15 protein-coding genes are annotated in these 26,776 nt (G+C 68.4%); 10 read left to right on the top strand and 5 right to left on the bottom strand.

Annotation, left to right across the window (positions count from 1 at the left end; genetic code table 11):
- Window positions 1-292: 292 nt before the first annotated feature.
- On the bottom strand, window positions 293-2,062 hold the full coding sequence (locus tag AB3X10_RS20480) for an endonuclease (RefSeq protein ID WP_369977242.1): 1,770 nt from the start codon (window positions 2,060-2,062) through the stop codon (window positions 293-295).
- Window positions 2,063-2,339: 277 nt separating this feature from the next.
- On the opposite strand from AB3X10_RS20480, the gene AB3X10_RS20475 reads away from it, so the two are divergent.
- Window positions 2,340-2,627 (top strand): co-chaperone GroES, encoded by a 288-nt coding sequence (locus AB3X10_RS20475; RefSeq protein WP_003470504.1) that lies wholly within the window; start codon window positions 2,340-2,342, stop codon window positions 2,625-2,627.
- A 137-nt stretch (window positions 2,628-2,764) separates the two neighbouring features.
- Window positions 2,765-4,414 carry a chaperonin GroEL gene (gene groL, locus AB3X10_RS20470; protein WP_369977241.1) on the top strand — a complete coding sequence of 550 codons (1,650 nt, stop codon included), beginning with the start codon at window positions 2,765-2,767 and terminating at the stop codon, window positions 4,412-4,414.
- Between the two features lie 331 nt (window positions 4,415-4,745).
- Here groL and AB3X10_RS20465 read toward each other — a convergent pair whose 3' ends face one another.
- The 4 genes from AB3X10_RS20465 to AB3X10_RS20450 all read right to left on the bottom strand — a co-directional run bounded on the left by AB3X10_RS20465 (window position 4,746) and on the right by AB3X10_RS20450 (window position 10,518).
- Entirely contained in the window at window positions 4,746-7,112 is a 2,367-nt protein-coding gene (locus AB3X10_RS20465) for a TonB-dependent hemoglobin/transferrin/lactoferrin family receptor (RefSeq protein WP_369977240.1), read from the bottom strand.
- A 132-nt stretch (window positions 7,113-7,244) separates the two neighbouring features.
- Window positions 7,245-8,735 (bottom strand): DUF2271 domain-containing protein, encoded by a 1,491-nt coding sequence (locus tag AB3X10_RS20460; RefSeq protein ID WP_369977239.1) that lies wholly within the window; start codon window positions 8,733-8,735, stop codon window positions 7,245-7,247.
- Between the two features lie 35 nt (window positions 8,736-8,770).
- Window positions 8,771-9,691, bottom strand: a complete 921-nt coding sequence (locus AB3X10_RS20455; RefSeq protein WP_369977238.1) for an EF-hand domain-containing protein — start codon at window positions 9,689-9,691, stop codon at window positions 8,771-8,773.
- A 29-nt stretch (window positions 9,692-9,720) separates the two neighbouring features.
- Window positions 9,721-10,518 (bottom strand): DUF4198 domain-containing protein, encoded by a 798-nt coding sequence (locus AB3X10_RS20450; RefSeq protein ID WP_369977237.1) that lies wholly within the window; start codon window positions 10,516-10,518, stop codon window positions 9,721-9,723.
- 916 nt (window positions 10,519-11,434) lie between these two features.
- Between AB3X10_RS20450 and AB3X10_RS20445 the strand changes: the two genes are divergently transcribed.
- The 8 genes from AB3X10_RS20445 (at window position 11,435) to AB3X10_RS20410 (ending at window position 26,602) form a co-directional block, all read left to right on the top strand.
- The gene (locus tag AB3X10_RS20445) at window positions 11,435-12,013 is read left to right on the top strand and encodes an RNA polymerase sigma factor (RefSeq protein WP_369977236.1); all 579 of its coding nucleotides are present in this window, start codon (window positions 11,435-11,437) and stop codon (window positions 12,011-12,013) included.
- A complete protein-coding gene (locus AB3X10_RS20440) occupies window positions 12,010-13,011 on the top strand; it encodes a FecR family protein (RefSeq protein WP_369977235.1) in 1,002 nt (333 codons plus the stop codon). Before AB3X10_RS20445 ends, AB3X10_RS20440 begins: the two co-directional genes overlap by 4 nt.
- Before the next feature lie 166 nt (window positions 13,012-13,177).
- Complete coding sequence (locus AB3X10_RS20435) at window positions 13,178-16,198, top strand: pectinesterase family protein (RefSeq protein WP_369977234.1); 3,021 nt, start codon at window positions 13,178-13,180, stop codon at window positions 16,196-16,198.
- A gap of 330 nt (window positions 16,199-16,528) precedes the next feature.
- Window positions 16,529-19,297: a TonB-dependent receptor domain-containing protein gene (locus AB3X10_RS20430; RefSeq protein WP_369977233.1), complete on the top strand. Its 2,769-nt coding sequence runs from the start codon at window positions 16,529-16,531 to the stop codon at window positions 19,295-19,297.
- Between the two features lie 95 nt (window positions 19,298-19,392).
- The gene (locus AB3X10_RS20425; protein WP_369977232.1) at window positions 19,393-20,688 is read left to right on the top strand and encodes a ComEC/Rec2 family competence protein; all 1,296 of its coding nucleotides are present in this window, start codon (window positions 19,393-19,395) and stop codon (window positions 20,686-20,688) included.
- A gap of 651 nt (window positions 20,689-21,339) precedes the next feature.
- The gene (locus AB3X10_RS20420) at window positions 21,340-24,231 is read left to right on the top strand and encodes a TonB-dependent receptor plug domain-containing protein (RefSeq protein ID WP_369977231.1); all 2,892 of its coding nucleotides are present in this window, start codon (window positions 21,340-21,342) and stop codon (window positions 24,229-24,231) included.
- Window positions 24,232-24,577: 346 nt separating this feature from the next.
- Complete coding sequence (locus AB3X10_RS20415; RefSeq protein ID WP_369977230.1) at window positions 24,578-25,651, top strand: 3-deoxy-7-phosphoheptulonate synthase; 1,074 nt, start codon at window positions 24,578-24,580, stop codon at window positions 25,649-25,651.
- A 666-nt stretch (window positions 25,652-26,317) separates the two neighbouring features.
- Window positions 26,318-26,602, top strand: coding sequence for a GIY-YIG nuclease family protein (locus AB3X10_RS20410; protein WP_369977229.1), 285 nt, complete (start codon window positions 26,318-26,320; stop codon window positions 26,600-26,602).
- Window positions 26,603-26,776 lie beyond the last annotated feature (174 nt).

The raw sequence follows: 26,776 nt of genomic DNA, 5'->3' as shown, positions 1-26,776 counted from the left end.
TTCTGGCGTGGGTCCGCGCCTGCGGGCGCTTGGTTGCGGGCGCGTGCGCGACGGCGCTGGCCGGGCATGGCGCCGGACCGCGGGGCGGCGCAGCGGCTGCAGCGAAAATGCCTGGCAGCCTTGCTGCCGAGGATGGCGTCCGGCAGGGACATCACGGACGCGGTGGCGGCGGCCTTGACGCGATTTGCCGCCGAACCTGCATGCGTGCGCAAGCGACGGCGGATGGCACAAGACCATCCGGGTCGCCCGCACGCAACCCGGCGCGCCGCGATCGGCGCGCCGGGGATCGGACTCAGTTGAGCAGCTGGCAGCTGGCCGGCTTGGTCGAGGTGAACAGCGAGGAGGTCGCCCACTCCGGATGGTCGATGAACGGATTGCGGTTGCCCTGGAAGCTGTACACCACTTCGTTGCGGGCGCGCTCGGCGTCGTCCGGCGGATCCTGCTGGCTCCACGCGATCAGCGTCGACAGCAGGCCCATGTAGGCCGGCGAGGCCGAGGTCTGCACGATCTTGCTGCGGTCGTCGGTCAGCTCCAGGTCCGGCTCGGACTGCCCGGTGGCCGCGTCGGTGCCGCCCTCGTAGCGGATCGCCATGTACATGACCGCGCGCGCCATGTCGCCCTTGCGGTGGTTCCACACTTCGAAGCTGCCGCCGTTGCCGTCCGGGGTGCGCACCCAGTTGGAGTTGCCCGGGTAGCTGCCGCTGCCGCCGCCGAAGCCGGCGTTGGCCTCGGTGATGCGCTCGCCGCAGTTGCTGTCGCAGTTCGCGTACGGCTTGTTGCCGCGGTCGGCGTTCCAGGTGGAATCGGTCAGGTACAGCATGTGCGTGTCGGTGTACGGCGCGTAGGGCAGGCCCTTGTCGCCGCTGGCCGAGCCGAAGCCCAGCGAGTTCGGCCAGCTGTGCTCGCGGTTGTACTTCAGCCCGCTGCCGCTGCCGGCGCGGTCGGTGACCTTGGCGTAGCTGCGGTTGCGGTAGGCGTCGAGGATGCGCCCGCTGTTGTTCGGGTCCTCGTCGGCGATCTCCAGGATGGTCCAGGTGCTGGTGCCCGAGCTGCTGCTGTACGGGTAGACGGTGTGGCCCTTGATCGTCTCGTGCAGCGAGCAGCGCAATTGGCTGGCGCTGGAGGTGTTGACCCGCGAGTAGTAGCCGCTGGCACCGCCGCCGCTGCCGCTGGCGACGCTGAAGGCGATGCTGCTGTCCTGCGCCGGGTGCGCGCCGCCGGCGTCGCTGACGCGCGCGGCCAGGATGCTCAGGCTGCAGCTTTCGCCGGCGGCCAGGGCGGTATTGGTGGAGATCGCGAACTGGCTGCCGCTGCTCGGGTAGCTCAGCGCCACGGTGCCGGACTGGCTGCAGCTCAGCCCGAACGCGCCGCTGGCCAGGGTCACCGCCTCGCTGAAGGTCACCGCCAGGTCGCCGGCGGCGGGGAAGTTGCTGGCGCCCTGCGCCGGGGTGGTCGCGGTCACCGACGGCGCGGCGTTGCTGCTGCCGCCGCTGAAGGTCTGGCCGCTGTTGCAGGCGCCGAAGCTGCTGGCCGAGCTGCCGGCCCAGCTGAAGTCCGAGGCCGCGCTGCCGTTGCTGCCGCGCAGCTGCAGCGAGGTGCCGGCCGCGGTGCTGTTGCTCTCGCTGACCGGCAGGTTCTGGCTGGTCAGGCCGGCGGCCGGGCCGCCGCCGCCGGTGATCGCGCCCTCGTAGCTGAGGAACTGCACCACCTGGCCGCTGCCGTCGACCAGCGCCAGGCCGTCGTTGGGGCCGTTCTGCACGCCGTTGCTGGCATAGCCGACGGTGGCGATGCGCACCTGCCCGCCGCAGCTGACCAGGCTGCCGGCCGGCACCGAGGTGGTGGCGTAGACGGCGGCGCTGCCCGGGCTGCTGCCGTTGTACAGGTACACCTTGTAACCGCTCAGGCTCTCGCCGGCGGTGGCGACGATCTCCACGCCCTCGCCGGTATCGCCGGCGGCGGTGGCATCGTCGTAGTGCAATTCGTTGATGAATACGGCGGCCTGGGCGTGGCCGGCCAGGGCCAGCAGACAGGCGAGAGGTAAGGCAACGGCGGATGGCTTCATCGACAACTCCTTTTGGATGGTGGTCCCCCCTGGGTCTGCGAGCCTAGCCTGCCTCTGTGACAGCGTTGCGGAATCCGGGTACCAGTTCCGGGGCCGGGCAGGTGCCGGCGCGAAATTTTTTGCGTCCCGGCCCTTGAAAGGGCGCCGGCCAGCACCACATCAAGCGCATCCCGGCGTACCGGGTTTTTTCGCGAGCGCTGCTGGCAGTCGTCACATGCGAGTGCTAACATCGCCAGCCTTTCCTAGACCAATCAATCACTTAAGAGGGTCTCTCTCAATGAGCATCAAGCCGCTTCACGACCGCGTCGTAGTCAAGCCGATCGAAGCCGACGAAATTTCCGCCGGCGGCATCGTGATCCCGGATTCGGCCAAGGAAAAGTCCACCAAGGGCGAGATCGTCGCCATCGGCAGCGGCAAGCCGCTGGACAACGGCAGCGTCCGCGCCCCGGCGGTCAAGGTCGGCGACAAGGTCATCTACGGCCAGTACGCCGGCTCCAGCTACAAGGCCGAAGGCGTCGAGTACAAGGTGCTGCGCGAAGACGACATCCTGGCGATCGTCGGCTAAAACGCCGCCGATCGCGGGATTCGGGAGTGGAGATTGGGGATTCGCGCTGCGCTCGCCGCGCCGCGGTCCCGGATCTCCCCCGAATCCCGCTTTGGGCCAATCCCTAATCCCCAATCACGAATCCCGGAGTTACACACATGGCTGCCAAAGATATCCGTTTCGGTGAAGACGCTCGTTCGCGCATGGTGCGCGGCGTCAACATCCTCGCCAATGCCGTCAAGGCCACCCTGGGCCCGAAGGGCCGCAACGTCGTGCTCGAGAAGAGCTTCGGCGCCCCGACCATCACCAAGGACGGCGTCTCCGTCGCCAAGGAAATCGAACTGGCCGACAAGTTCGAGAACATGGGCGCGCAGATGGTGAAGGAAGTCGCGTCCAAGACCTCCGACAACGCCGGCGACGGCACCACCACCGCCACCGTGCTGGCGCAGGCGCTGATCCGCGAAGGTTCCAAGGCGGTCGCCGCCGGCATGAACCCGATGGACCTCAAGCGCGGCATCGACAAGGCCGTCGTGGCCGCCGTGGCCGAGCTGAAGAAGATCAGCAAGCCCACCGCCGACGACAAGGCGATCGCCCAGGTCGGCACCATCTCGGCCAACTCCGACGAGTCGATCGGCAACATCATCGCCGACGCGATGAAGAAGGTCGGCAAGGAAGGCGTCATCACCGTCGAGGAAGGCTCGGGCCTGGACAACGAGCTGGACGTGGTCGAGGGCATGCAGTTCGACCGCGGCTACCTGTCGCCGTACTTCATCAACAACCAGCAGAGCCAGTCGGCCGACCTGGACGACCCGTTCATCCTGCTGCACGACAAGAAGATCTCCAACGTGCGCGACCTGCTGCCGGTGCTGGAAGGCGTGGCCAAGTCGGGCAAGCCGCTGCTGATCGTCGCCGAGGAAGTGGAAGGCGAGGCGCTGGCGACCCTGGTGGTCAACACCATCCGCGGCATCGTCAAGGTCGTGGCGGTCAAGGCGCCGGGCTTCGGCGACCGTCGCAAGGCGATGCTGGAAGACATGGCCGTGCTGACCGGCGGCACCGTGATCTCCGAGGAAGTGGGCCTGGCGCTGGAGAAGGCGACCATCAAGGACCTGGGCCGCGCCAAGAAGGTGCAGGTCTCCAAGGAGAACACCACCATCATCGACGGCGCCGGCGAGACCACCGGCATCGAGTCGCGCATCAAGCAGATCAAGGCGCAGATCGAAGAGACCTCTTCGGACTACGACCGCGAGAAGCTGCAGGAGCGCGTGGCCAAGCTGGCCGGCGGCGTGGCGGTGATCAAGGTCGGTGCCTCGACCGAGATCGAGATGAAGGAAAAGAAGGCGCGCGTCGAAGACGCCCTGCACGCGACCCGTGCGGCCGTGGAAGAAGGCGTGGTCCCGGGCGGCGGCGTGGCCCTGGTGCGCGCGCTGACCGCGATCGGCGAGCTGAAGGGCGCCAACGAAGATCAGACCCACGGCATCCAGATCGCGCTGCGCGCGATGGAAGCGCCGCTGCGCGAGATCGTCACCAACGCCGGTGAAGAGCCGTCGGTGATCCTGAACCGGGTCAAGGAAGGCACCGGCAACTTCGGCTACAACGCCGCCAACGGCGAGTTCGGCGACATGGTCGAGTTCGGCATCCTGGATCCGACCAAGGTGACCCGTTCGGCGCTGCAGAACGCCGCGTCGATCGCCGGCCTGATGATCACCACCGAAGCGATGGTGGCCGAAGCGCCGAAGAAGGACGAGCCGGCCGGCGGCGCCGGTGGCATGGGCGGCGGCATGGGCGGCATGGGCGGCATGGATTTCTGATCCGCGCCGGCGCAAGCCGACCTGCAGTACGCAATCGAAAGGAGCCCCGCAGCGATGCGGGGCTCTTTTTTTGTGCGCCTATCTGCGATGCGTGCTTAGCGGGCGTTGCTCGGCGCACGCCCTACTTCCGGCACGTTCCGCCTTGCAGGGCCGATGACCTCTTCAAAAATGCAAAGGCCGTGCCGCTTCATCGCGCTGAGCCGTGGACATTCGGTGAAACGCTTCAACCTGCGATGGCTGGGGCGGCGCCTGACCCGATGCACAGTCCACCTCGATAGGGGCCTGCGTCACGCAGAGGCGTGCGCTGGCGAAGCCGCACGCCGCTGCATCGTTACAGGAAGTCGTAGCTGATGGTGAAGCGCACGTTGCGACCCGGCTGCGACCAGCGGCCGATGCCCTCGGGGCTGGTCGCACCCTGGAAGACGGCCGTGCCCGCACCGGCGGTGCGCACGCGGTTCCACAGGTAGTACTCCTTGTCGAACACGTTGTAGACACCGCCGGTCAGGTGGATCCGCGGGGTGATGTCGTAACTGCCGAACACGTCCAGCAGCGTGTACTCGCGTGCCTTGTACGCATACACCGGCAGCACTTCGGCGCCGTAGCTGGCGTTGGTGATGCTCAAGCCGTAATCGGACGGATCCTTGCGCTGCTGGTGGGTGAGGTTGGCGGTGACGCTCCAGCGGCGCGACGGCGCGTTGTAGCTCAGCCCTGCCACCGTCTTGGCCGGAATGATGCTCGCCAGCGGCTGATCGTCGTTGTCCTTGCCTTCGTTGTACGAGTACGCCACGCGTGCCAGCCAGTCATCGGCCAGCAGCCACAGGCCTTCCGCTTCCACACCCTTGACGACCACTTCGCCGCGGTTGATCGGCATGGTGTAGCTGTAGCCGTTGGTGATCGTGGTCTGGCCACGCACGGTGGTGCTGTACTGGGTGCCTGCGTCGGCGACGAACTGGGCGGTGTCGATGAAATTGCTGTACTTGTCGCGGAACACCGACACGCCCAGGCGCAGCCGGTCGCTCTGGAAACGCCAGCCCAGTTCCACGTTGAAGCTGCGCTCCGCATCCAGGTCCGGGTTGCTCTTGCCATCGGGCACGGTGACGGTGGCGCCATCGGACACCCGGGTCACTTCGGTGGTGGAGGAACTGCCGTACATGTCGTTCACGCCCGGAGCACGGAAGCCACGGCCGAACTGGGTCCACAGCGACTGGCTGTCGGTGACCTTGAACTCGGCACCCAGGTTCCAGGTGGGCGAAGAGAACTTCGAGGTCCCCACGCTGCCGCCGTCGTCTTCATAGCCCGATTCACCGGCGCTGGAGGGCGAGGTCTGCGGGGTGTACCTGTAGCTGTCATAGCGCAGGCCGCCGGTCAGGTTCAGGCGGTCATCCAGCAGCCGCACGCGATCGCGCACGTAGGCCGTCAGATCGGTCTCCTTGGTGTCGGGCCACAGCGAAGGGTCGGTGTCCTGCGTATACAGGCTGCCGGTGTTGCCCCAGCGCGAATCGACCGAGTTCCAGTGGATCTTGGCCTGCTGCCAGGCGGCGCCGTAGACGAGGTCGTGGCGGACGCCGCCGGTTTCCACGCTCTTGTCGAAGTCCAGCGCGACGCGATCGCGCTTCTGGGTATCCCAGCGGTTCTCCTGGCGAGCGCAGAGCGCGGTGACGGAGCAGCGCGTGCCATAGGTCGCCGCGGTGCCATTGGCGACCAGCACGTTGGTCTGGCCCTGGATGTAGTTCTTCTGATGGTCGGCCGTGGCCTCCAGGCTGTCGAACAGCGCGTTGCCGGCGGTCCAGGTGTACTTCAGCCCGTAGCGGTCGCGGTCGTTGCGGTCTTTCGCGCTGCGGAAGTAGTACGAGCCGACACCATCGCTGCGGGTCCAGTTGTCGATGTCGTTGGTCGAGCGGGCACGCTCGTAGACGACGCCGAGGGTCTGCGTTTCCGTGGCCAGGAAGTTGACCTTGGCCAGCAGGTTGTCGCTTTCGCGGTCCACCGGATCGGGCGTGCGACGGTCCGGTCCCAGTCGCGCGATGGTGGTGTCATACCAGGATTCGGTTTCGTGGCCCTCGCGGCGGGTGTAGACCAGCAGCGACTCGAAGCGGCCGGTGCGATTGGCGAAGGTCAGCGTGCCCATGTTCTCATCGCTGGAACCGGTGTAGCCGTACTTCACCGACCCGAAGCTGTCGTTGCCGGTGGCCTTGAGGAAATCGGCCGGGTCCTTGGTGGTGAACATCACCGCGCCGCTCAGCGCGCCGCTGCCGGCGGTGATGGCATCGGCACCCTTGACGATCTCCACGCTCTTGACCGCTTCCAGGTCGACGCTGCCGCGGCCGGAGCGGAAGAACTCATAGGGCTGGTAGCTGCCCGGGTCCAGGCTCTGCGGGAAACTCAGGCCATCGAGGGTGATGGCCACGCGGTCCGCTTCCAGTCCGCGGATGTTGAAGCCGTTGAAGCCGGCGCGGCCCAGATCGACCATTTCCACGCCCGGGACGTAGCGGATGGCGTCCTCCATGCTTTGCGCTCCCTGCTGCTGCAGGTTTTTCGAGGAGAGCGTGGTGACGTTCTGGTTGTCGGATTTTTTCCGGGTTTCGGTGACGTGGATGGTGTCCAGCGTGTCCGCATCCGCCACGGCGGCATGGGCGAACAGCGGGGTGGTCAGGCTTGTGGCGATGGCCATCGCAAGCAGGGAAGGGTGCAGTTTCATCGGGGCTCCGCAGAGAGGTGGAAGGTGAGTACCGCCAACCGGAACGGTCGGCGGCGGTCTCCTGGCTGCGGGGCGGCATCGTGGGGGCGGTGCGGGCGTTGCTGGGAAGAAAGGGGAGGGAAGCCGGTGGCGCTAATGCCCGGTGTTGCGCAGCACGAGCTGGCCGATCTCGCTGCGACCGCGGTACGGGCGCGCGGCGGCCCGGCCATGGGTGATCTCGACCGGCACGGTGAGCAATTCGTGCCCGCCGGCCTGCCGGGCAGCCTCGACCTGCAGCAGATACCGGCCGTCGGGCATGCGCTGTCCGCGGTCGTCGCGGCCATCCCAGGCCACGCTGTACTGGCCAGGCATCCGGGTGGGACGCGCGATGCCCTGGATGGCCGGCAGGTCATCGCGGCCATAGTGGCGCCACCACCGCGGCAGCGACTCCAGGTAGCGCGAACGGGTGCCCAGCACCAGCAGCTGCCGCACCGGGCTGCCGTCCGGGGTGGCGATCCACAGCGCCAGATAGGGCGCGTAATAGCGCTCGGCCGCCTGCTGCGGTATCTGGTAGTCGATCACCAGGCGTTCGCCATCGGCCTGCAGCGGCGCATCCGTCAACCGTGCCGGCCACGCCTGCGAAACGAACGGCACGCCGGTGTCGCTGAGGATCAGCGCGGCGGCATCCGGCAGCGCATCGACCAGCGCCAGTCCGTCGCGGATCGGCATGACCGACAACGCGGTGGCCAACGCATCCGCGCTCGCTGCATCTGCCGCGATTGCCGTGGCCGAGGGCGCGAACTGCATCGGCCACCCCGAAAGCGGATCCAGGATATGGCTGTAGTGGCGGTAGCCGATCGTATAGCCGCGCGTGGCATGGCCGCTGGCCGCGATCGCGCTGTCGTGCAGCGCCAGGGTAGCCACCTCGGCCCCGTTGTCGCGGGGCCGGCGTGCATCGGCTACGCCGACCTGCCAGGCGGTGGCGTGGCCCGGCACCTGCCAGTAGCGCGCGTCACCGCCGATATCCAGCTTGATGGCCACGGCCTCCGGCGCCGCGGTACGGCCGGCCGCCAGTGCGCGATCGAGGATGTAACCCTTGGCCAGGCCATCGATGTCCAATACCACGGCCTCAGGGCGGCTGACCGGTCCGTTGTCGCCAACGGGCATTTCCGCAGAGGCGGCCGCGGTGGCCATCGCACGCAGTGCATCACGCGGCGGCAGTACGCCCGCGTCGGCGGCTTCGCGCCAGCGGGCGGCCAAGCGCCCAAGGCGACAACTGAAGAAGCCGTCCGTGCGCGTTTTCCACTGCTCGCACAGGACCAGCACGGCGCGCAGGTCGGCGGAGATGTCCTGTGGTCCGCTGCTGGCATTGAAGCGGCTCAGCTCGCTGTCGCTGCGCCAGCGGCTCAGCACCGCATCCAGCCGTTCGGTCTCGGCCAGCACGGCCTGCAGCACCGCATCGGCGGCCGCAGGCGGGCCTTCCACGCCGAGGTCGAACGAGGTGCCGAGGATGCCATCGCGGTGGAAGCTGGCCGGTGTGCCGGCAGCAGCAGGCAGACCGAGCATGCCCGCTGCCAGAAGCAGCAGGCGGGAAACGGAAGAATGCATCGGGATACTCTTGCAGCGATGGGACAACCGGATCACGCATGGGGTCGGAATGCCGGACCCACGCGTGGAACTCAACGGCGCGCTGCAGGCGGTGCGACCTTGGCATCGGCCGCATCGACCGTGCCGTCCTTGTTGCGGTCGGCCGTCTCGAACAGGCGCTTGCCCGAGACCTGGTATTCGGCGAACGTCATCCGGCCGTCCTTGTCGGCATCCAGCACGCCGAAGCGCACATGCACCTGGCGGTCCTCGCCTTGGTCCAGCGCGGCGGCGCGTCGGTCCACGCGCGTTTCGAACTCGCCCAGATACTCTTCCAGGGCCAGGCGGCCATCGCCGTTGCTGTCGGTACGCGCGAACTGCGCATCGCGCGCCTGCTGGAACTCGGCCCGGTCCACCTTGCCATCGCCATTGCCGTCATACAGCGCAAGGAAGCCTTCTGCGGTATGGCTGGTGGGCATGTCCAGGCGGCTGCGCGAGCGGTTGTCGAAGCGCTGCGCGCCGGCGGCGGTCCGTGGCGCGGTGCCCGTCTGCGCTGCTTCGTCCTTGTGCTTGCCATTGCCCCTGGCGGCCAGCACGTTCTGCCCCGCTTTCCAGGTGTCCTCGCCGGTGGCATCGAACTCGGCGCGGGAAATCTGCCCGTCCTTGTCGGTGTCCAGTGCGGCGAAGCGCGCGCGGGTCTGTTCCACCAGCGCCACGCGTTCGCGGTCGATTTCCATGGCCATGCGCTCGTCGAACTCGCGTACGTACTCGGCATCGTCCACCGTGCCGTCCTTGTTGGAGTCGGTGGCATCGAAGCGCGCCCGGCGGAAGGCGTCGAATTCGGCCCAGCTGACGGCGCCGTCGCCGTTGTCGTCGAATTCGGCGATGAAGGCGGTGACGTTGTTGCCGTGGCCGCCGACCAGCGGACGCGCGCTGCCGGCAGGCGCCTGCGCAGCGGCGGCATGGGCCAGCAGCAGCGCACCCAGGCACGCCGTGGCAAGGACAGTGATGTTCATGGCAATCTCGATGGAGGGGGAACGGGACGTTACGGCGTAAGGACGCGGAAACTCAGCGTGTAGCTGTTGCTGTACTCGGCCGCCGGCGACCCGGCGGGTGCAGGCGTGCGGTAGCGGGTCAACGCGATCCACGTGCCGGCCTGCCGGAGCGGCCAGGTCGCGTGGCCACGGGCATCGGTGTCCACGGTAATGACCTGCGCGGTACGGTCCGAGCTCCAGACTGCCTCGGTGATCTCGACCTTCTGCGCCGCCAGCGGCTTGCCGTCGTACTGCACGAGGAACTCGAAGGTCTCGCCGGCGTACAGGTCGTTGGGGTGGCTGACCGGGACCAGTTCCAGGCCCTTGTTGCGCGGCGCCAGGGCGGCGCGGTCCGGGCTGCGGACGGTCACATAGGTTTCGGCCAGGGTGAGCGACTGGAAATCGGAAATCACCTTGGCCCCCGCGGGAATCTTCACCGCCGGGTCGCGCGAGCTTTCGCGCTTGCCATTGATCTCCCAGGTGCGGAACAGCGCGCCAAGCCGCGGGCCGGTGCTGAGCCGATACGTGCCCGCTGTGTCAGGCAAGGTGTACTCGGCCACCGTCCGCGTCTTCATCGTGTGCGAAGCCAGCGCGGTCGTCCCGCCATCCGGGCCGGTCACGCTGAACGCGCTGTCGTCGAAGGCCGCTTCCGGGATGAAGAACGTCTCGGCGAACGAGGCGTCCAACGCCACCGTCTGCCCTTCGTGCGGTGCGAAGCTGTTCGGGACAAGGTAAGGGGTATGAGCGGCAACGGGTATGGCGGCCGCCAGCGCTGACGCAGCCAAAGCAGTGAGAAGTAGGGACTTCACGGAGACCTCGTATCGATGAGCGAAGGCGCTGGCGAGACGAGGGTCGGTGGCTGGCGAGCGGCATCGTAAGGCAAATGGGAAGCGTTATCAATTGGTGAAACGTGTCGAATTGATTGGTGCGCGGGCAACATCGATGCAGCTTTGGTCGGGCCCGCCACGCGGCTGGGCGTGTTGGCCAAGAGGGACGATGCGGCAGCCACTTCGGCGTTGTTGGGATTTACGGCCAACCCAATTCGATTGCCGAGCCGATGCGTCGGAGCCTGACCTGCGATCCAGGCAAGGAAGCGCCCAGCACGTTCAGCTCGGCGCGAACGCGGGCGTGCCTATGTATTTCTGCGATCCGCACAACGCCTGGCAGCGAGGCCCCTGCGAGACGGCAACGGCTTGCTGCATCAGTACCTGGGCAAAGGGACAGACCCGTCGATTTACCCGCAAGATCATTGCCACGCGGCTCAACACGCATCCGCGCAAGACGCTGGACTGGATGGCGCCGCTTCGAGCACATGCGCTGGCATCGAGCGGCGATTCTCGCCTTGTATGCATCCCTCGGCAGGACATGTGTTGCGATTTGGAACTTGAAACCGCCATCTCTCACTGAGCGATTCGGACACCATAAAGCCCAGGCTGTAGGCATGGCGGCGCCGGCAGGCACCGCCATGCGTTTTGAGTCTGGCCAACCAGCCCCCAGTCGGCATCGGGATTGCCGCGACGCACGGAATCCAGCAGGGAGGCGTCCGCGATCCCGTTGATAGGGATGCCCTGCTTGCCACCTGCTCGCCCCACCCTGGCCTGGAGCAGGTGCCTGCGTGCTGGCGGCAAGTCCGCTGGCTCAGGCGCCCGGCTGCGCCACGCCGGTCATGCCGGTTGCATGCCGATGCGCTATAAGCTGCGCACGCATTGCCTCGCATGGGACGCCATGGCCACCCCGGTCTGCCACATCGATCAGCATCGGCTGGATCAGCACCGGCCGGCCCTGCATCGCTTCCTGTTCCGGCGCACCGGCGACTGGTCGCTGGCCGAGGACCTGGTGCAGGAAACCTTCCTGCGCCTGGTGGTGTACGCGCGCGAGCATGTGGTCACCGACATGGCGGCGCTGGCCCGCTCCATCGCGCTCAACCTGCTCAACGACCATCTGCGCCGGCGCCAGCGCCAGCGCACCGAATCGATCAGCGACGACGTGCCCAGCCCGGCCGCAGGCGTGGAGGAGGCGGCGATGCAGCGCCAGCGCGTGGAAACCTTTACCCGCGCGCTGCAGGGCATGCCGCCGCTGCGCCGCGAGGTGTTCGTGCGCTGCCGGGTGCGCGGGCAGAGCTATCGCGAGATCGCCGAGGCGCTGGGCCTGAGCGAGGGCGCGGTGGAAAAGCACGTCAGCCGCGGGTTGCGCTGGCTGCAGGAGGCGGTGGCGCGCACCGATGCCACGCGCCCGCCGGCCGCCGGCGCAGGCGCCGTGGCGCGCGCCGCGCCGCGCGGCCCGGCGCAGGACGACGACGCATGAGCCGGGATCCGGCCTTGCCTCCAGACGATCGCGCACAGGCCCCCGGCGACGCCGCGGACTGGGTGGCGCGCAAGCTCGCCGGCGACGGTGCCGATCCGCCCGGCCTGCAGCGCTGGCTGGCGGCCGATCCGGCGCATCGCGCCGCGTTCGAGTCGCTGTGGGCGCTGGCGCACGATGCGGCCCTGCTGGAGGCGCTGGCCGGTTTCGATGCGCCGACCGCGGCGCAGGCGGCGCCTGCCTCGATACCTGCGGCCGCGCCGGCACGGCGCCGGCGGCGGCGCTGGCCGGCCGCGGTCGCGCTGGCCGCCAGTCTGGCCTTGCTGGTGGTGCTGCTGTGGCCATGGCTGCGTCCGGATCCGGCGCCGCTGCTGGCCGCCACCGCGCCGGGGCAGGTGCGCGTGCTCACGCTCGACGACGGCAGCGTGCTCACCCTCAACGGTGCCAGCCGCGTGCGCGTGCAGTTGCGCGCGCACCGGCGCGAGGTCGCGCTGGAAGCCGGCGAAGTGTTCTTCGACGTCGCCCACGACGCGCAGCGCCCGTTCGAGGTCACCGTGGGCACGGCGCGGGTGCGGGTGCTGGGCACCGTGTTCAACCTGGCGCGCGATGGCGCCACCAGCGAACTGTCGGTGTACTCGGGACGGGTGGAGATCGTCAGCAGCGGCGCCCGCCAGGTGCTGGCGCAGGGCATGCGCATCGATGCCGCGCACGACGGCCTGGGCGCGCTGGCCCGCTTCGACCCGGCCGCCGGCGACTGGCGCGAAGGCTGGCTGCAGACCGCCGGCATTCCGCTGTCGCGGCTGGTGGAGCGGCTCAACCGCCGCTCGCCGCAGGCCATCGCCATCGCCGATCCGGCGGTGGGCGCGCTGCAGGTGTCCGGGCGCTTCCGCCTGGACCAGCCGGAGCAGACCCTGGCGCACCTGGCGCGGCTGTATCCGCTGCGCATCCAGCGCACTGCAACGGGCATCACGCTCGCCAACGAGACCGCAGCACGTCGCTAACGTGCTGCCGGCTCCGCTTCGGCGGGTCACAAAAATTTCATGCGATCGGGCTGTCGGGAACCGCATGCCGCGACGTCTTTGCTGTCGGAGCCAACGCTCCGACAGCGGCCGTGGCGTTCCCGCGCGACGGCGTCATTCCCCCGATTCGCCCCTGAAAAGGATTCCCATGAAAAGGCAATTCCAGCGCAAGACCATGCCGCTGATGGTCGCCCATGTCCTGACCCTGACCATCGCCGCCGGCATCGCGATACCGGCCCAGGCGCAGTACTACAACGTCGTCGACAACGCGACCACGCAGACGCTTCTGGACGCCTTCCAGCAGCGCACCGTGCCCACCACCGATACCACGTTGCGCGACAAGGCCCCGGTCATCGTGGCCGCGCATCGCGGCATGGTCGATGTCGCGCATCCGGAAAACACCGTGGAGGCGGTCGTCAACACGATGAACTACGGCATCGAGGCGATCGAGCTGGACGTGTACGAAAGCAGCGACCATATCCCGTACCTGATGCATGACAAGACGCTTCTGCGCATGCTCAACCGTCGCGAATACTCGGACATCTATCGCTGGGAAAAGGAGGGAGGCGGCGACATCACGGTGAAGACGCCGCCGTGGGACGACATCCGCAGTTCGTTCGTCTGCGACAACCGGGCCGACGGATACGGCATGACCGAAGCGAACCCGTACTGCGACGACCGGGCGATCCGTCCGGCCTCGCTCAACGACGCCCTGCATGCGCTCTACCTGGACGGCTACACCGGCCTGGTGTTCCTGGACCTGCGCCAGCCGGAGAACGTGCGCGACACCGCCGCGCGCCTGGTGCACGCGCTCAACACCGACGGCGAGTACGGGGTCTGGGTCGCGCAGCACGTCGTGCTCAAGTTCCAGACCTCCATGTTCAACGGCCCGGACGACTACGCCAAGCAGGTGGTCGACTACCACGCGAGCCTGTACGGGCAGAACACCACGCCGACGGACGTCTCGCAGTTGTTCGTGCAGCCGGTCTACACCACCAACGGCGCCGCCGCGCAGGGATCCGGCGCCTCGCCATGGGCGACCAACGACTTCACCCGCTGGCGCAACTGGTTCGAGAACCAGGGACTGGAAGCGGGATTGCTGTCGCCGGAGTTGAGCCTGAAGGCGGCCGGGGCGATCCTCAACTACGGCAAGGACGACCTGTTCACCACGCTCTGGCAAGACGGCCTGAATCTCGGCGTCTACGTGCCGGAGCGCCTGTGCACCGTCGCATCGCCCAGCGGCGACGCCTCCAACCTGGCCGGCGACGCGGGCACCATCTGGGAAGGCGGGGTGTGCGGGCCGCTGGTGCCGCCGATGAAGCCGGCCGAATGCGGCAGCGCCAGCACCACCCGCTTCGACCGCGCCGGCGGCGGCTGCACCGATCACCGGCCGTTCCGCGAGTGGTGGCACGACACCGCCAAGTTCGGTTTCGTCATCACCGACAAGCCGGTCGAGACCATCCAGTACCTGGCGCAGTTTCCGGGCCAGCGCCCCGGCATCAAGGGCATCAACGGCGTCAACCTCGGCGCGTTGCCGCCGCTGGTGGTGGCGGCCGACGGCAGCGGCAGCTACACCACGATCGCGGCGGCGCTGGCCGCGGTGCCGGCCGGTGGCGGCATCATCCAGATCCGCCCCGGCGTGTACCACGAGAAACTGCGCATCACCCAGGCCAATGTCGGCCTGCTCGGCACCGGCAGCGACGCCTCGCAGGTGGTCATCACCAACAACGACGCGGCGACCACCACCGATCCGGACAGCGGCAAGCCGCTCGGCACCTCGGGCAGCTCCACGCTGACGGTCAGCGGCTCGGACTTCTACGCGGCCAACCTGACCATCCAGAACACCGCCGACTACGAGGCGCCCGGGCTGGAGAACAACGCGCAGGCGGTGGCGCTGCTGTCGCGCGGCGATCGCGCCGTGTACCGCGCGGTGCGCGTGCTCGGCGGCCAGGACACGCTGTACGTGACCAACGGCCAGCGCGCCTACTTCGACAACTGCTACGTCGAAGGCTATGTCGACTACATCTTCGGCAACGGCAAGGCGGTGTTCGACAACAGCATCATCAAGACCAAGATCCACGGCGACCTCGGCGGCGAAGCCACCATCACCGCACAGTCGCGCGGCAGCGCCAGCGAGGACAACGGCTTCGTGTTCAACAACACGCAGCTGCTGTTCGACAGCCCGTACATGAACAACGTGTGGCTGGGGCGGCCGTGGGGGCAGTATTCCACCGTGTACTTCCTGCACACCAAGCTCGGCAGCCAGGTGCGCAACGCGGGCTGGATCGAATTCATCCCGCTGTCGGCCAGCGCCGGCGGCACCAACAACCTGCCGACCTCGACCTACCGCGAATACGACTCCAGCATCCAGAACGCCGCCGGCACCTGGGGCAGCTTCGACATCGGCCAGCGCGAAAGCGCATCGCCCAAGAGTAACGTGCCGCTGAGCGACGGCGAGGCGGCGGCGTTGGCGGCCGACGTGTACCTGGCCGGCAGCGACGGCTGGCAGCCGAGCAAGGTGGTCTACGGCAGCACCGTCGGCCAGGCGCTGCCGCTGCCCACGCTGGCGGTGGGCGCACCGAACGCGCCGACCATCGCGGCCACCACCGCCGGCAACCACAACGTGCAGGTGCGGTGGGGCGGGCAACCGGCCAATCCGGTCGAGCAGGGCTACATCCTCACCGCCAGGCAGGGGTCGAGCACGTTCGGGCCGATCACGCTGCCGCCGACCGCCACCACCGGTTACGTCGATGGGCTGGACAACGGGGCGCCGGCCACGGTCAGCGTGGTCGAGTTCAACGCCAAGGGCAACAGCGCCGCGTCGGTGTCGGCGACGGTGACGCCGGTGGCGAACGATCCGACCGCGCCGGCCAGCATCCATGTCGATGCCGCGCGCAGCTCGGCCACGGTGACCTTCACCATCCAGGACCAGGGCAGCGCACCGGTCTACGGCGGCAGCGTCGCGCATGCCGGCGTCTACACCGCGCTGTACGCCAGCCAGAACGATGCCTACGCCGGCAATGCGATCGCCGGCACCAGCACCGGCTTCACCACGCCGTCGTGGACCTTCAACAACCTCAGTCCGAACACCACGTACTGGGTGTCGCTGCGCGCCTACAACGGCAACTGGAGCCCGACCGCGGTGACCTCGTTCAAGACCGCGCCGTGATCCGGTAGCGGGATGCCCGCGTTGCGTCGCCAGGGTGCGGCGCAACGCGCACGTTGCGATCCGCAACAACCGACAACTGCCGGGCGCGAGGCCGCCCGGCAGTCCCGGGTATCCACTGGCGCATGCGCGCCGTACGCGCAGCGCAAGCGCGACGCATATCTCAGATGACAGTGCGACGCGTCACAAAAATTTCATGGAATCCGCTGTCGGAATCGGCACCGTGCAGCGTCTTTGATCTTCGCCACGCCACGTTGGCACCTCGACAGACGATCGCTCATGCCGCCCCGAATTCCGTTCCGTTGTTCCCCGCGTCTTCCCCGAGCCACCGCGTTGGCGCTGGCCCTGGCCGCCGCCGTGGCGGCGCTCCCGCTCGCCGCACAGACGCCGGCGCCCGTGGCGGCGCCGGCTGCGGCGGCGGTGCTGCCGCCCGGCGACCTGGGCGACACGCTCAACGCGTTCTCGCGCGCCACCGGCCTGCAGGTGATCGCCGACCCGAGCCTGCTGCGCGGCAAGCGCAGCCCGGGCGGCAGCGTCGCCGGCGATGCGCGGCAGGCGCTGGCGCAGCTGTTGCGCGGCACCGACCTGGGCTTCCGCCTCGACGGCGACACGGTGATCGTGCATGCCGGCACTGCCGACGCAGCGGCGAACGCAGCGCCTGCCGCGGCCGCCGCCGAAGCGATCGACCTGGACCAGATCGTGGTCACCGGCACCGCCACCCAGCAGCCGAAATTCCTGGCCCCGTACGCCATTTCCACGGTCGGCGCCGAAGCGATCGCGCGCCAGGCGCCGCGCAGCATGGTCGACATGCTGCGCTCGGTGCCCGGCGTCACCGTGGAGAATTCCGGTGGCGAGGCCGGCGGCGAGAACGTGGTGATCCGCGGCCTGCCGTGGTCGGGCTTCCGCCTGCTCGACGTGCTCGAGGACGGCCTGCCGCTGTTCGAATCCAACTACGAGCGCCAGCTGCAGATCGACGAGGTGTACAGGCTGGACCTGGGCACCACCGGCGCGGAAATCGTGCGCGGCGGCACCGCGCCGATCTACAGCAACAACGCCTCCGGCGGCGTGCTCAACTTCATCACCAACCACGGCACCGACACGCCCAAGGGCGCGCTCAAGCTGACCGCCGGATCGAATGCGCTGGGCCGCCTGGAGGGCACCGCGTCCGGGCCGGTCGAGGGCAACGAGGACCTGCTGTATGCGGTCAGCGGCTTCTACCGGCAAAGCGACGGCCTGCGCGATCCGGGCTTCGGCAACGGCAACCAGGGCGGCCAGATCAAGCTGGGCGGCACCTACAAGTTCGACTACGGCAAGCTGTTCGCCGACTTCAAGTACCTCAACGACCGCGGCGTGTTCTACAGCGCGATCCCGCTCGCCGATCCGCGCAACGGCAACTCGCTCGCCGAGCTGATCGATCCGGGCACCGGCACGCTCAACAGCGACAGCTTCCGCAACGTCAGCATCCGCACGCTGGACGGCCAGGGCGGCAACCGCGTGGAGACACGCGACCTGGCCGATGGCGTGCATCCGGTCACGCGCACCCTGACCGTGGGCGGCGAGACCGAATTCGCCAACGGCTGGCGGCTCAGCGACAAGGCCCGCTACGTCGATGGCGACGTCAGCTTCAACGCGCTGTTCAACGGGTCTCCGGTGGATGCGGCCAGCGCGCTCGGCAGCCGCCTGGCCGCCGCGCGCGCCGCGTTCCCGGGCACCGCGTCGCTGCGCTACGTGCTGGCCGGGACCAACACCCCGTTCGACCCGGCCTCCACCGCCGGGCTGACCATGATCAACACCTGGTCGAGCACGCAGACCCACTACAGCGACTTGGTCAACGACCTGCGCCTGGGCCGCCTGTTCGACACCGCCGGCGGCGGCAGCCACGACGTGTCGCTGGGCCTGAGCTTCAGCCGCTTCCAGTTGCGGCAACAGCAGATCGGCAATGCGTTGCTGACCGACGTCAAGAGCAATCCCGACGCGCTCGACATCCAGGCCCTGAACGCGGCCGGGCAGGTGCTCGGCAACGTCACCGAGAACGGCTTCACCGCCTACGGCAGCGGCGACCTGATCGGCGACAGCCACGGCACCGCCACCGCGCTGTACGCGGCCGACACCTGGAAGCTGGCCGAGGCCTGGGAAGTGGATGCCGGCCTGCGCCGGGTGTGGCGCCGCGAGGAAGGCAACCGCGGCGTGATCGGCACCCAGACCATCGCCAGCAGCGGCCCGCTGGCCGCACGCACCGTCACCGGCCTGGTCGGCAGCGTGCCCTACGAGAAGAACATGGCCGGCACCTCGTGGACGCTCGGCACGTCCTACAAGTTTTCCGAACCGTTCAATGCGTTCGCGCGCTACACCGAGAGCTTCAGTTTCCCGCGCCTGAGCGAGCAATGGGGCAACGTGGTGAACGGCGTCGGCGGGCGCATGCCCGACGGCAGTTCCACGCCGGTGACGCCGATCCGCCAGGCGGAGATCGGCCTGAAGTACGGCTCGCGGCCGCTGGACCTGGTGTTGATCGGGTTCTACAGCGACTTCAAGAACCTCAATTCCAGCACCTATGTCGCCAATGCCAATGGCCTGCTGGTCAACGTGCCGCTGATGATCGACACGCGCACCAGGGGCGTGGAACTGGAAGGCAGCTGGCGGCCGACGGACGCGTTCGAGCTCGCCGGCTCGGTCACCGTGCAGGATCCGCGCATCAGCGGCGCCGACACCTTCAACGGCCTGTCCGGCGCCAGCCTGGTCGACAACGAGATCCCGCGCGTGCCCAAGTACAGTTGGTCGCTGCAGCCGAGCTACCGGTTCCAGGCCGGCGAGGTGCAGACACGCGTCTACGCCACCTGGTTCGGCATCGGCCGGCGGTTCCAGGACTTCACCAACGCCAGCGTGCTGCCCGCCTACCGCACGCTGGACGTCGGCGTGCACCTGCAGTTCGATGCCAACTTCAGCGCGCAAGTGTTGTGCACCAACCTGACCGATTCGCACGGTCTCACCGAAGGCAACGCGCGCGCGCCGGGCGTGTCCGGCGATCTGGTGCAGGCCGACGCCACGGTCGGGCGGCCGATCTTCGGCCGCAGCTACGTCGCCTCGCTGCAGTGGGCCTGGTAGCGCGGCGCCAGCACCGCCGTGCCTGCGCCAGCGCCGACGGCGCACGCACGGCGACGCGTCGCGTCGGCCTCCCGCTCCGCCAGAAGGACACCCTCATGCGTTCCATGAACCTCACCCGCCGCCGTTTCATCGGCAGCCTCGGCAGCGCGCTCGCCGCGGGCATGCTGCCGCTGCCTGCCTGGGCGCAGGCGGCCGGCGCGGCGCCCGCCTCCGCCGACCAGCTGCGCGAACCGCTGAGCGGCTGGACACCCGGCATGCTCGACATCCACCACATCGGCACCGGCCGCGGCAACGCCACCCTGATCGTGTGCCCGGACGGCACCTCGATGATGATCGACGCCGGCGCGATCGACGGCCTGGACAAATACCTGATCGACGAGCTTCCCAACGACACGCGGCGCGCCGGCGAATGGGTGGGCCGTTACGCGCGCCGCCACCTGGCGCAGGCCGGCCGCCACGAGATCGACGATTTCGTGCTGACCCATTTCCACCGCGACCACATGGGCGAGCGCCTGCCGGACACGCCGATGGCCGCCAACGGCAGGTACGCGCTGACCGGCCTGATCGACGTGGCGCAGATCGTGCCGATCCGCCGCTACCTGGACCGCGGCTATCCCGACTACGATTTCCCCAAGCCGCTGGACGACCCGAACCAGCTGAACTACCGCGCCTTCATCCAGGCCGAGCACGCCCGCGGCGCAGTGGTCGAGCGCTTCCGTGCCGGTGCCGGCGCGCAGCTGCGCTTGCGCCGCAAGCCCGCGGCCTACCCGACCTTCGCGGTGCGCAACCTGGCGGTCAACGGCGAGCTGTGGACCGGCGAGGGCGAACACACCCGCACGCTGTTCCCGGCCGGCGCCGAGCCGACCGAGAACCAGTGTTCGCTGGCGCTGCGCATGGACTACGGCGCCTTCCGGTACTACAGCGGCGGCGACGTCAGCAATGCCACCAACTACTACGGCGACGATCCCTGGCGCGACGTGGAGACGCCGGTGGCGCAGGTCGCAGGACCGGTGGACGTGGCCGTCGCCAACCACCATGCGTATGCCGACGCGATGGGGCCGGCCTGCGTGCGTGCGCTGCGCCCGCGCGCCTTCGTGATCCTCAGCAACGACTCGGCGCATCCCTCGGTCACCCCGCTGGAGAACATGCTCAGCCAGCGCCTGTATCCCGGCCCGCGCGACATCTACGCCACCGCGATGAAGCCGGAGAACATCGTCGCCAACAAGCGCGTGCGCGAGATGACCAGCCTCAACGGGCACGTGGTGGTGCGGGTCGAGCCGGGCGGCGCGCGGTACCGCATCGTGGTGCTGGACAACAGCGACGAAGCGGACCGCGTGCTGGCCGTGCATGGCCCGTATGCCAGCGGCGGGCGCGAGGCGGCCGCCGGCTAGCGCATTCGGCGGAACCGTTGCCCTGTGTAGGAGCGGCTCCAGCCGCGACAGGGTGTCGCTTCGGCACCTGTCGCGACCGCTGGCGAAGACCGCCAGGCCATGCGCCGGACGCTGCGAATGGCGAGCGGAAAAAGCGCACGTGCTGCGTGCCCGCCTGGCTGCGGCCTCGTACCGGGGGCCTGGCCGCGTTCGACCGAGCGCGGGGCCATCGCCGCTGCGTGCATCGCGCCGCGATCGGTGTTGGATCGACGGCCGAGGATTCCAACAACAACGCCGTGTCCCGCAATGTGGCAACGCATCGCCGCCGCCGCGGCGCCGATGCAGTGCGGACTCTGCGCAAATCGGCACTCGTGCCGGCGAATCGCGCATAAAGCCGCATCGTCTACAAGATCGATGTGGCGGCGTGTTGACAACGTTGTCGCCGCATTGCAGGTTAAGTCGGCAAGCGCGTCAGGGGATAGGCGCGCTCGCACGCTCGTCTTCCTTCTGCGCGCCGATGCGGCGCAGCGCAGCGCGTGCCATCGCACGCGTGCGGCTGCGCCGTGGGCAACGGCAGCGCCGCAGCGGCCCTGTCCGGCGCCTGGGCGAAGACGCGCATCGCACGCCGTCGTCCGTCGGCGTTCCACGCCAGCCTGCAGCAGGGAGATCCGCATGCCTCGACATCACTTCACCACCCTCGCGCTCGGCATCGTGCTGGCGCTGCACGGCGCGCCCGAGGCGCTGGCGCAGGACGCGAGCGACGACGCGGCGCCCAAGGCCGCCGCCACCGACCTGGGCCAGGTCGTCGTCACCGGATCGCGGATCAAGCGCTCGGAAGTGGAGGGCGCCGAGCCGGTGGTGGTGATCAGCGCGCAGCAGATCCAGCAGGAAGGCTTCCTCACCGTGTACGACGTGCTCAACACGATGAACCAGCAGGGCAGCGTCGAGGCCGATACCAAGTACGGCTCGCACACGCCCAATGCCTCGCCGGTGAACCTGCGCGACCTCGGCCCCGGCCGCACCCTGCTGCTGATCAACGGGCACCGCGTCGCCGACTACCCGCAGCCCTACGCCGGCGAAAGCAACTTCGCCAACTACAGCAACATCCCGTCGGCGGCGGTGGAGCGGATCGAGATCCTCACCGGCGGCGCCTCGGCGATCTACGGCTCCGATGCGGTGGCCGGCGTCATCAACGTGATCCTGAAGAAGGACTACCAGGGCAACCAGGTGCGCCTGCGCGGCGGCACCGCCACCGAGGGCGGCCGCGACGCGTTCGACCTGTCCTGGGTCGGCGGCACCGGCGGCGAGCGCTGGAACCTGACCTATGCGCTGCAATGGACGCGGCGCGACCCGCTGTCGGTCGGCGAGCGCCCGAAGATGGACGACCAGGACGACGAGTCCTACAGCAACTGGACCGCGCAGGCGCGCAAGTACGGCTTCAATTCCTACACCGGCCTGACCCTGCTCGACGCCGACAGCAACCAGCGCCTGGCGCCGCCCAGCGGCACCTGCGCGCGCTTCGGCGGCCAGTTCGTCGATTCGCAGCGACTGAGCTACGACTACAACAGCGGCACCCTCACCAACCTCGGCGGCTACTGCGGCATGGCCCACGACTACGCCGACTGGCTGGCCGCCAGCGGCGGCGACAACGGGTCGGCCTATCTGTACGGGACCTTCGATTTCGACAACGGCGTGCAGGCCTGGAGCACGCTGTCGGTGAACAAGGGCATCGGCTACTGGACCTACGACCCGCCCTACGTCTACCTCGGTCCGTTCCACGACACCGGCACCGACCGCAACCTGTACGCGATCCGCCAGCTGACCCGCTACGAGTCCGGCGGCTGGAAGAACCTGGCCAACACCACCAAGGAACTGTCCTGGGACCTGAGCGCCGGGCTCAAGGGCACGCTGGCCGACCGCTTCGACTGGGAAGTCTCGCTCGGCCGCGCGCGTTACACCGTCGACGAATACGTGCGCACCGTGGACACGCAGAAGGCCACCGACTACTTCCTCGGCCCGCAGCTGGGCAGCACCGCCGACGGCACCCCGATCTACGACCTCAACGAGGAGCGCTGGTACCAGCCGCTCAGCGGCGCGCAGTACAACGACCTGGCGGTGAAGGCGCACAACCAGGCCGATTCGTGGGTCAACCAGGCCAGCGCCAACATCACCGGCGAGCTGTTCCAGGGCTGGGCCGGGCCGATCAAGTTCGCCGCGGTCGGCGAAGTGGCCAAGCAGGGCTACCGGCTCGACCCGGACCCGTGCGCCAACACCTGCTATCCGCTGGACGTGGTCGACTACGGCGGCGGCGAGCGCCTGCGCTATTCCGGCGGCATCGAGTTCGACGTGCCGTTGCTGCCTACGCTCAACGCCAGCCTGGCCGCGCGCCACGACCGCTACGGCGACTACAAGTCCTACAACAGCGACCTGGGCTCGGCGATCGGCAAGCAGAGCGACACCACCTGGAGCACCGGCCTGGAGTGGCGTCCGCTCAACACGCTGCTGCTGCGCGGCAGCCTCGCCACCAGCTTCCGCGCCCCGGACATGCACTACGTGCTCGGCGAACCCAGTTCCACCCAGCAGACCGTGATCGACCAGTACCGCTGCATCCAGCAGGGCTACTACCTGACCGGCGGCTGCAGCGCCGAGAACGCCGACGTCTACTACCTGATGCAGGTCAACCGCCGCGGCACCCCTGACCTGGAATCGGAGCACGGCCGTTCGGCCACCGCCGGCTTCGTCTGGGACATCGCCGACGGCCTGTCGCTGACCGTGGACTACTACAAGATCCGCCTGCAGGACATGATCAAGGATCTCAACCGCGACGAGATCCTCAGCGCCGAAGCCGGCTGCCGCACCGGCCTGACCACCGCCGGCGGCGTGTGGGTCAACCCGGGCGGCGCCGAATACTGCGCGCGCATCGTCTCGCGGGTGACGCGCGATGCCGCTGGCCGCGTCACCGGCATCGAGCAGGGCCCGATCAACATCGCGCAGATGCAGGTGTCCGGCGTCGACGCCTCGCTGAAGTACCGCCTGCAGACCGCGCGCTGGGGCAACTTCAGTTTCGGCCTGGACTACAACAACCTGATCAGCTACCGCGAGCAGACCTACCGCACCGACGACTACAAGAACCTGCGCGACCAGAAGATCCGCAGCAAGCTGCGCGGCAGCGTGCACTGGGAGAACGGCGGCCCGCTGGACCTGACCGTCTACGCCAAGCGCTTCGGCTCCACCCAGGCGGTGAACTGGGGCACCTGCACGCGCTTCGACGACGGCTACCAGCCGAGCCCCTCCGACGAATGCCGGGTCACCGACAGCGCCAACCCGCATTTCGGCGACAGTACCAGCCGCTACTTCGGCCGGGTCGGCCCGGCGGTGTACTGGAACCTCACCGCCGGCTACCGCATCACCCCGAAGATGAAGGTGAACCTGTACGTCAACAACGTGCTCAACACCACCGGCTACGACAACAAGGAACGCTACTACGGCTACCAGTTCTACAACACCACCCTGTACGACGCGGTCGGGCGCGAGGTGGCGGCGGAGTATGTGTTCGATTTCTAGAGGCCGGGATTGGGGACTCGGGATTCGGGATTGGGAGACGTCGCGGATCGCCGGGGCCGTCGGTCTTTGCGACTCCCCAATCTCCAATCCCGAATCCCGGCTCCATCCAGTTGCCAATGCAACTGTGGCACTCGCAAAAATCCTGTGCTATCAATGCATCCCATGAACGCCAACCGCAGCTTTTATTTTTGGTACTACGGTTTTCCGATGCCGCTGGCGGAGGAAGGAGTGCGTTCACCCTGAAGGAAACTTCAGCCGCATCCCCGAAAGCCGCCAGCGAACCTGGCGGCTTTTTTCATGCCGCCGGACCTGGTCCCCCACCCAGAACCCGACCGAGAGATTCCCCATGGCCCCGCATACCGACGATCTGCGCATCCGCAAGATCGAACCGCTGACCCCGCCCGCCCACCTGTTGTCGCTGCTGCCCTGCGACGAGGAGGCCTCGCAGACCGTCGCCGCCTCGCGCGCGGCGCTGCACGAGATCCTGCACGGCCGCGACGACCGCCTGGCGGTGGTGATCGGCCCGTGCTCGATCCACGACCCGGTGGCGGCGATGGAGTACGCCCAGCGCCTGCGCCCGCTGCGCGACACCTATGGCGATGCGCTGGAGATCGTGATGCGGGTGTACTTCGAGAAGCCGCGCACCACCGTCGGCTGGAAGGGCCTGATCAACGACCCCAATCTCGACGGCAGCTTCGACATCAACAAGGGCCTGCGCCTGGCGCGCGGCCTGCTGCGCGACATCAACCGCCTCGGCCTGCCGGCCGGTGTCGAATTCCTCGACATCATCTCGCCGCAGTACATCGCCGACCTGGTGGCCTGGGGCGCGATCGGTGCACGCACCACCGAAAGCCAGGTGCACCGCGAACTGGCTTCGGGGCTGTCGTGCCCGGTCGGGTTCAAGAACGGCACCAGCGGCGACGTCAAGATCGCGGTCGACGCGGTCGGCGCGGCCTCGCATCCGCATCATTTCCTGGCGGTGACCAAGGACGGGCAGACCGCGGTCGCCACCACCACCGGCAACCCCGATTGCCACGTGATCCTGCGCGGCGGCAAGCTGCCCAACTACGATGCGGCCAGCGTCGCCGCCGCCGGCCAGGTGCTGGAGAAGGCCGGGTTGCCGGCACGGCTGATGGTCGATGCCAGCCACGCCAACAGCGGCAAGAACCCGGACAACCAGCCGAAGGTGATCGAGGACATCGCCGCGCAGCTGGAAGCCGGGCAGACCCGCATCGTCGGCGCGATGGTGGAGAGCCACCTGGTCGGCGGCCGCCAGGAACTGGTCGACGGCCAACCGCTGCGCTACGGGCAGAGCATCACCGACGGCTGCATCGACTGGGACAGCTCGGTGCAGGTGCTGGAGCGCCTGGCGCAGGCGGTGCGCGCACGGCGCCAGGCACGGCTGTCGCAGGCGGCCTGAGCCGCGCGGCGACGCGGCACGCACCGGGCCGGATGCCCGGTGCCCGTCGCCCGAAAGATTCGCCACCATCGCGATGCCCGCCGCGGCCCGAGCAAAGCAGCGAGCACGAACCGCGCTTGCCGCTTTTTTGTAGGAGCGGCTTCAGCCGCGACAAGCGAAGAAGCAACGCACTCCAGCTCAGCAGAGGCTGAAGCCTCCACAGCGCACCAGGAAGAGGGTGCATGCCTTTGTAGGAGCGGCTTCAGCCGCGACATGCGGCGTCGTCAACCAGAGCAGCCTGGCGCGTGCGGTGCGGTGCCTGGCGCGTCCTACCGCAAGCGGCCCTGTGCGCGTGGCAGGGCATAGGCAACACCCAGGGTGTCCGTTGCGTGTCGCCAAAAAAGACCCGGCCGTGCCGTCGAATCCAAAGGGAGAGAGCCTCTTCATCGACGGCATCCGGCCGGTGGTGAAGTTATGCGCCCGTGCCGTGGCTGCGGTTTGCCGGCGTGTGCCAGCGGCTGGCAAGGTGTTCGGGTTGCGTTAAAGCCGATTTCGGGGCGGTTCAGCGCGGCGACGCGGTCTCGATGACGGAATCGATGTCGCGGGCAGAGCGCAGGCTTCCGCGCACGCTGGGGTGCCGCGCTCGCGGACAGTGGCGCAAAGCGCGGGCTGGCCGATAATGCGTACATGGCCGACTCCACGCCCTGGTTCCTGTATCTGCTCGAATGCCGCAACGGCAGCTACTACGCGGGCATCACCCTGGACCTCGAGGCGCGCTACCAGGCGCATCTGCGCGGCACCGGCGCCAAGTACACCCGCGCCAATCCGCCGTTGCGGCTGCTGGCCAGCCGTGCCTATCCGGATCGCGCCGCCGCCTCGCGCGCCGAATGGGCGCTCAAGCAACTGCCGCGCGCACGCAAGCTGGCGTTCCTGAGCGAGCCCGAGCCGGTTCCGACGCCCATCGACGCATAACGGGGCTGTGCAGGTTTGGCTCCGGTTGCATCCGCAGTCGGTCGGCATCCTTGCTTCGCTCGTCGCGACTGAAGTCGCTCCCACAGGGGGCTTGCGGCCAGCTGGCTGGGTACGCTGTGGGAGGGACTTCAGCCGCGACGGTATCCGGAGCCGGTAAACGCCACCGCTTCGTTC

This window comes from Xanthomonas sp. DAR 80977, assembly GCF_041240605.1.
GTDB lineage: Bacteria > Pseudomonadota > Gammaproteobacteria > Xanthomonadales > Xanthomonadaceae > Xanthomonas_A > Xanthomonas_A bundabergensis.
This window is presented reverse-complemented; position numbering and strand designations above follow the sequence as displayed.

Coding starts and splice junctions, on each gene's coding strand:
- AB3X10_RS20475 (WP_003470504.1), top strand. CDS start 2,340: ATGAGCATCAAGCCGCTTCACGACCGCGTCGTAGTCAAGCCGATCGAA.
- AB3X10_RS20465 (WP_369977240.1), bottom strand. CDS start 7,112: ATGAAACTGCACCCTTCCCTGCTTGCGATGGCCATCGCCACAAGCCTG.
- AB3X10_RS20455 (WP_369977238.1), bottom strand. CDS start 9,691: ATGAACATCACTGTCCTTGCCACGGCGTGCCTGGGTGCGCTGCTGCTG.
- AB3X10_RS20425 (WP_369977232.1), top strand. CDS start 19,393: ATGCGTTCCATGAACCTCACCCGCCGCCGTTTCATCGGCAGCCTCGGC.
- AB3X10_RS20420 (WP_369977231.1), top strand. CDS start 21,340: ATGCCTCGACATCACTTCACCACCCTCGCGCTCGGCATCGTGCTGGCG.
- AB3X10_RS20415 (WP_369977230.1), top strand. CDS start 24,578: ATGGCCCCGCATACCGACGATCTGCGCATCCGCAAGATCGAACCGCTG.
- AB3X10_RS20410 (WP_369977229.1), top strand. CDS start 26,318: ATGGCCGACTCCACGCCCTGGTTCCTGTATCTGCTCGAATGCCGCAAC.
- AB3X10_RS20480 (WP_369977242.1), bottom strand. CDS start 2,062: ATGAAGCCATCCGCCGTTGCCTTACCTCTCGCCTGTCTGCTGGCCCTG.
- AB3X10_RS20445 (WP_369977236.1), top strand. CDS start 11,435: ATGGCCACCCCGGTCTGCCACATCGATCAGCATCGGCTGGATCAGCAC.
- AB3X10_RS20435 (WP_369977234.1), top strand. CDS start 13,178: ATGAAAAGGCAATTCCAGCGCAAGACCATGCCGCTGATGGTCGCCCAT.
- AB3X10_RS20440 (WP_369977235.1), top strand. CDS start 12,010: ATGAGCCGGGATCCGGCCTTGCCTCCAGACGATCGCGCACAGGCCCCC.
- groL (WP_369977241.1), top strand. CDS start 2,765: ATGGCTGCCAAAGATATCCGTTTCGGTGAAGACGCTCGTTCGCGCATG.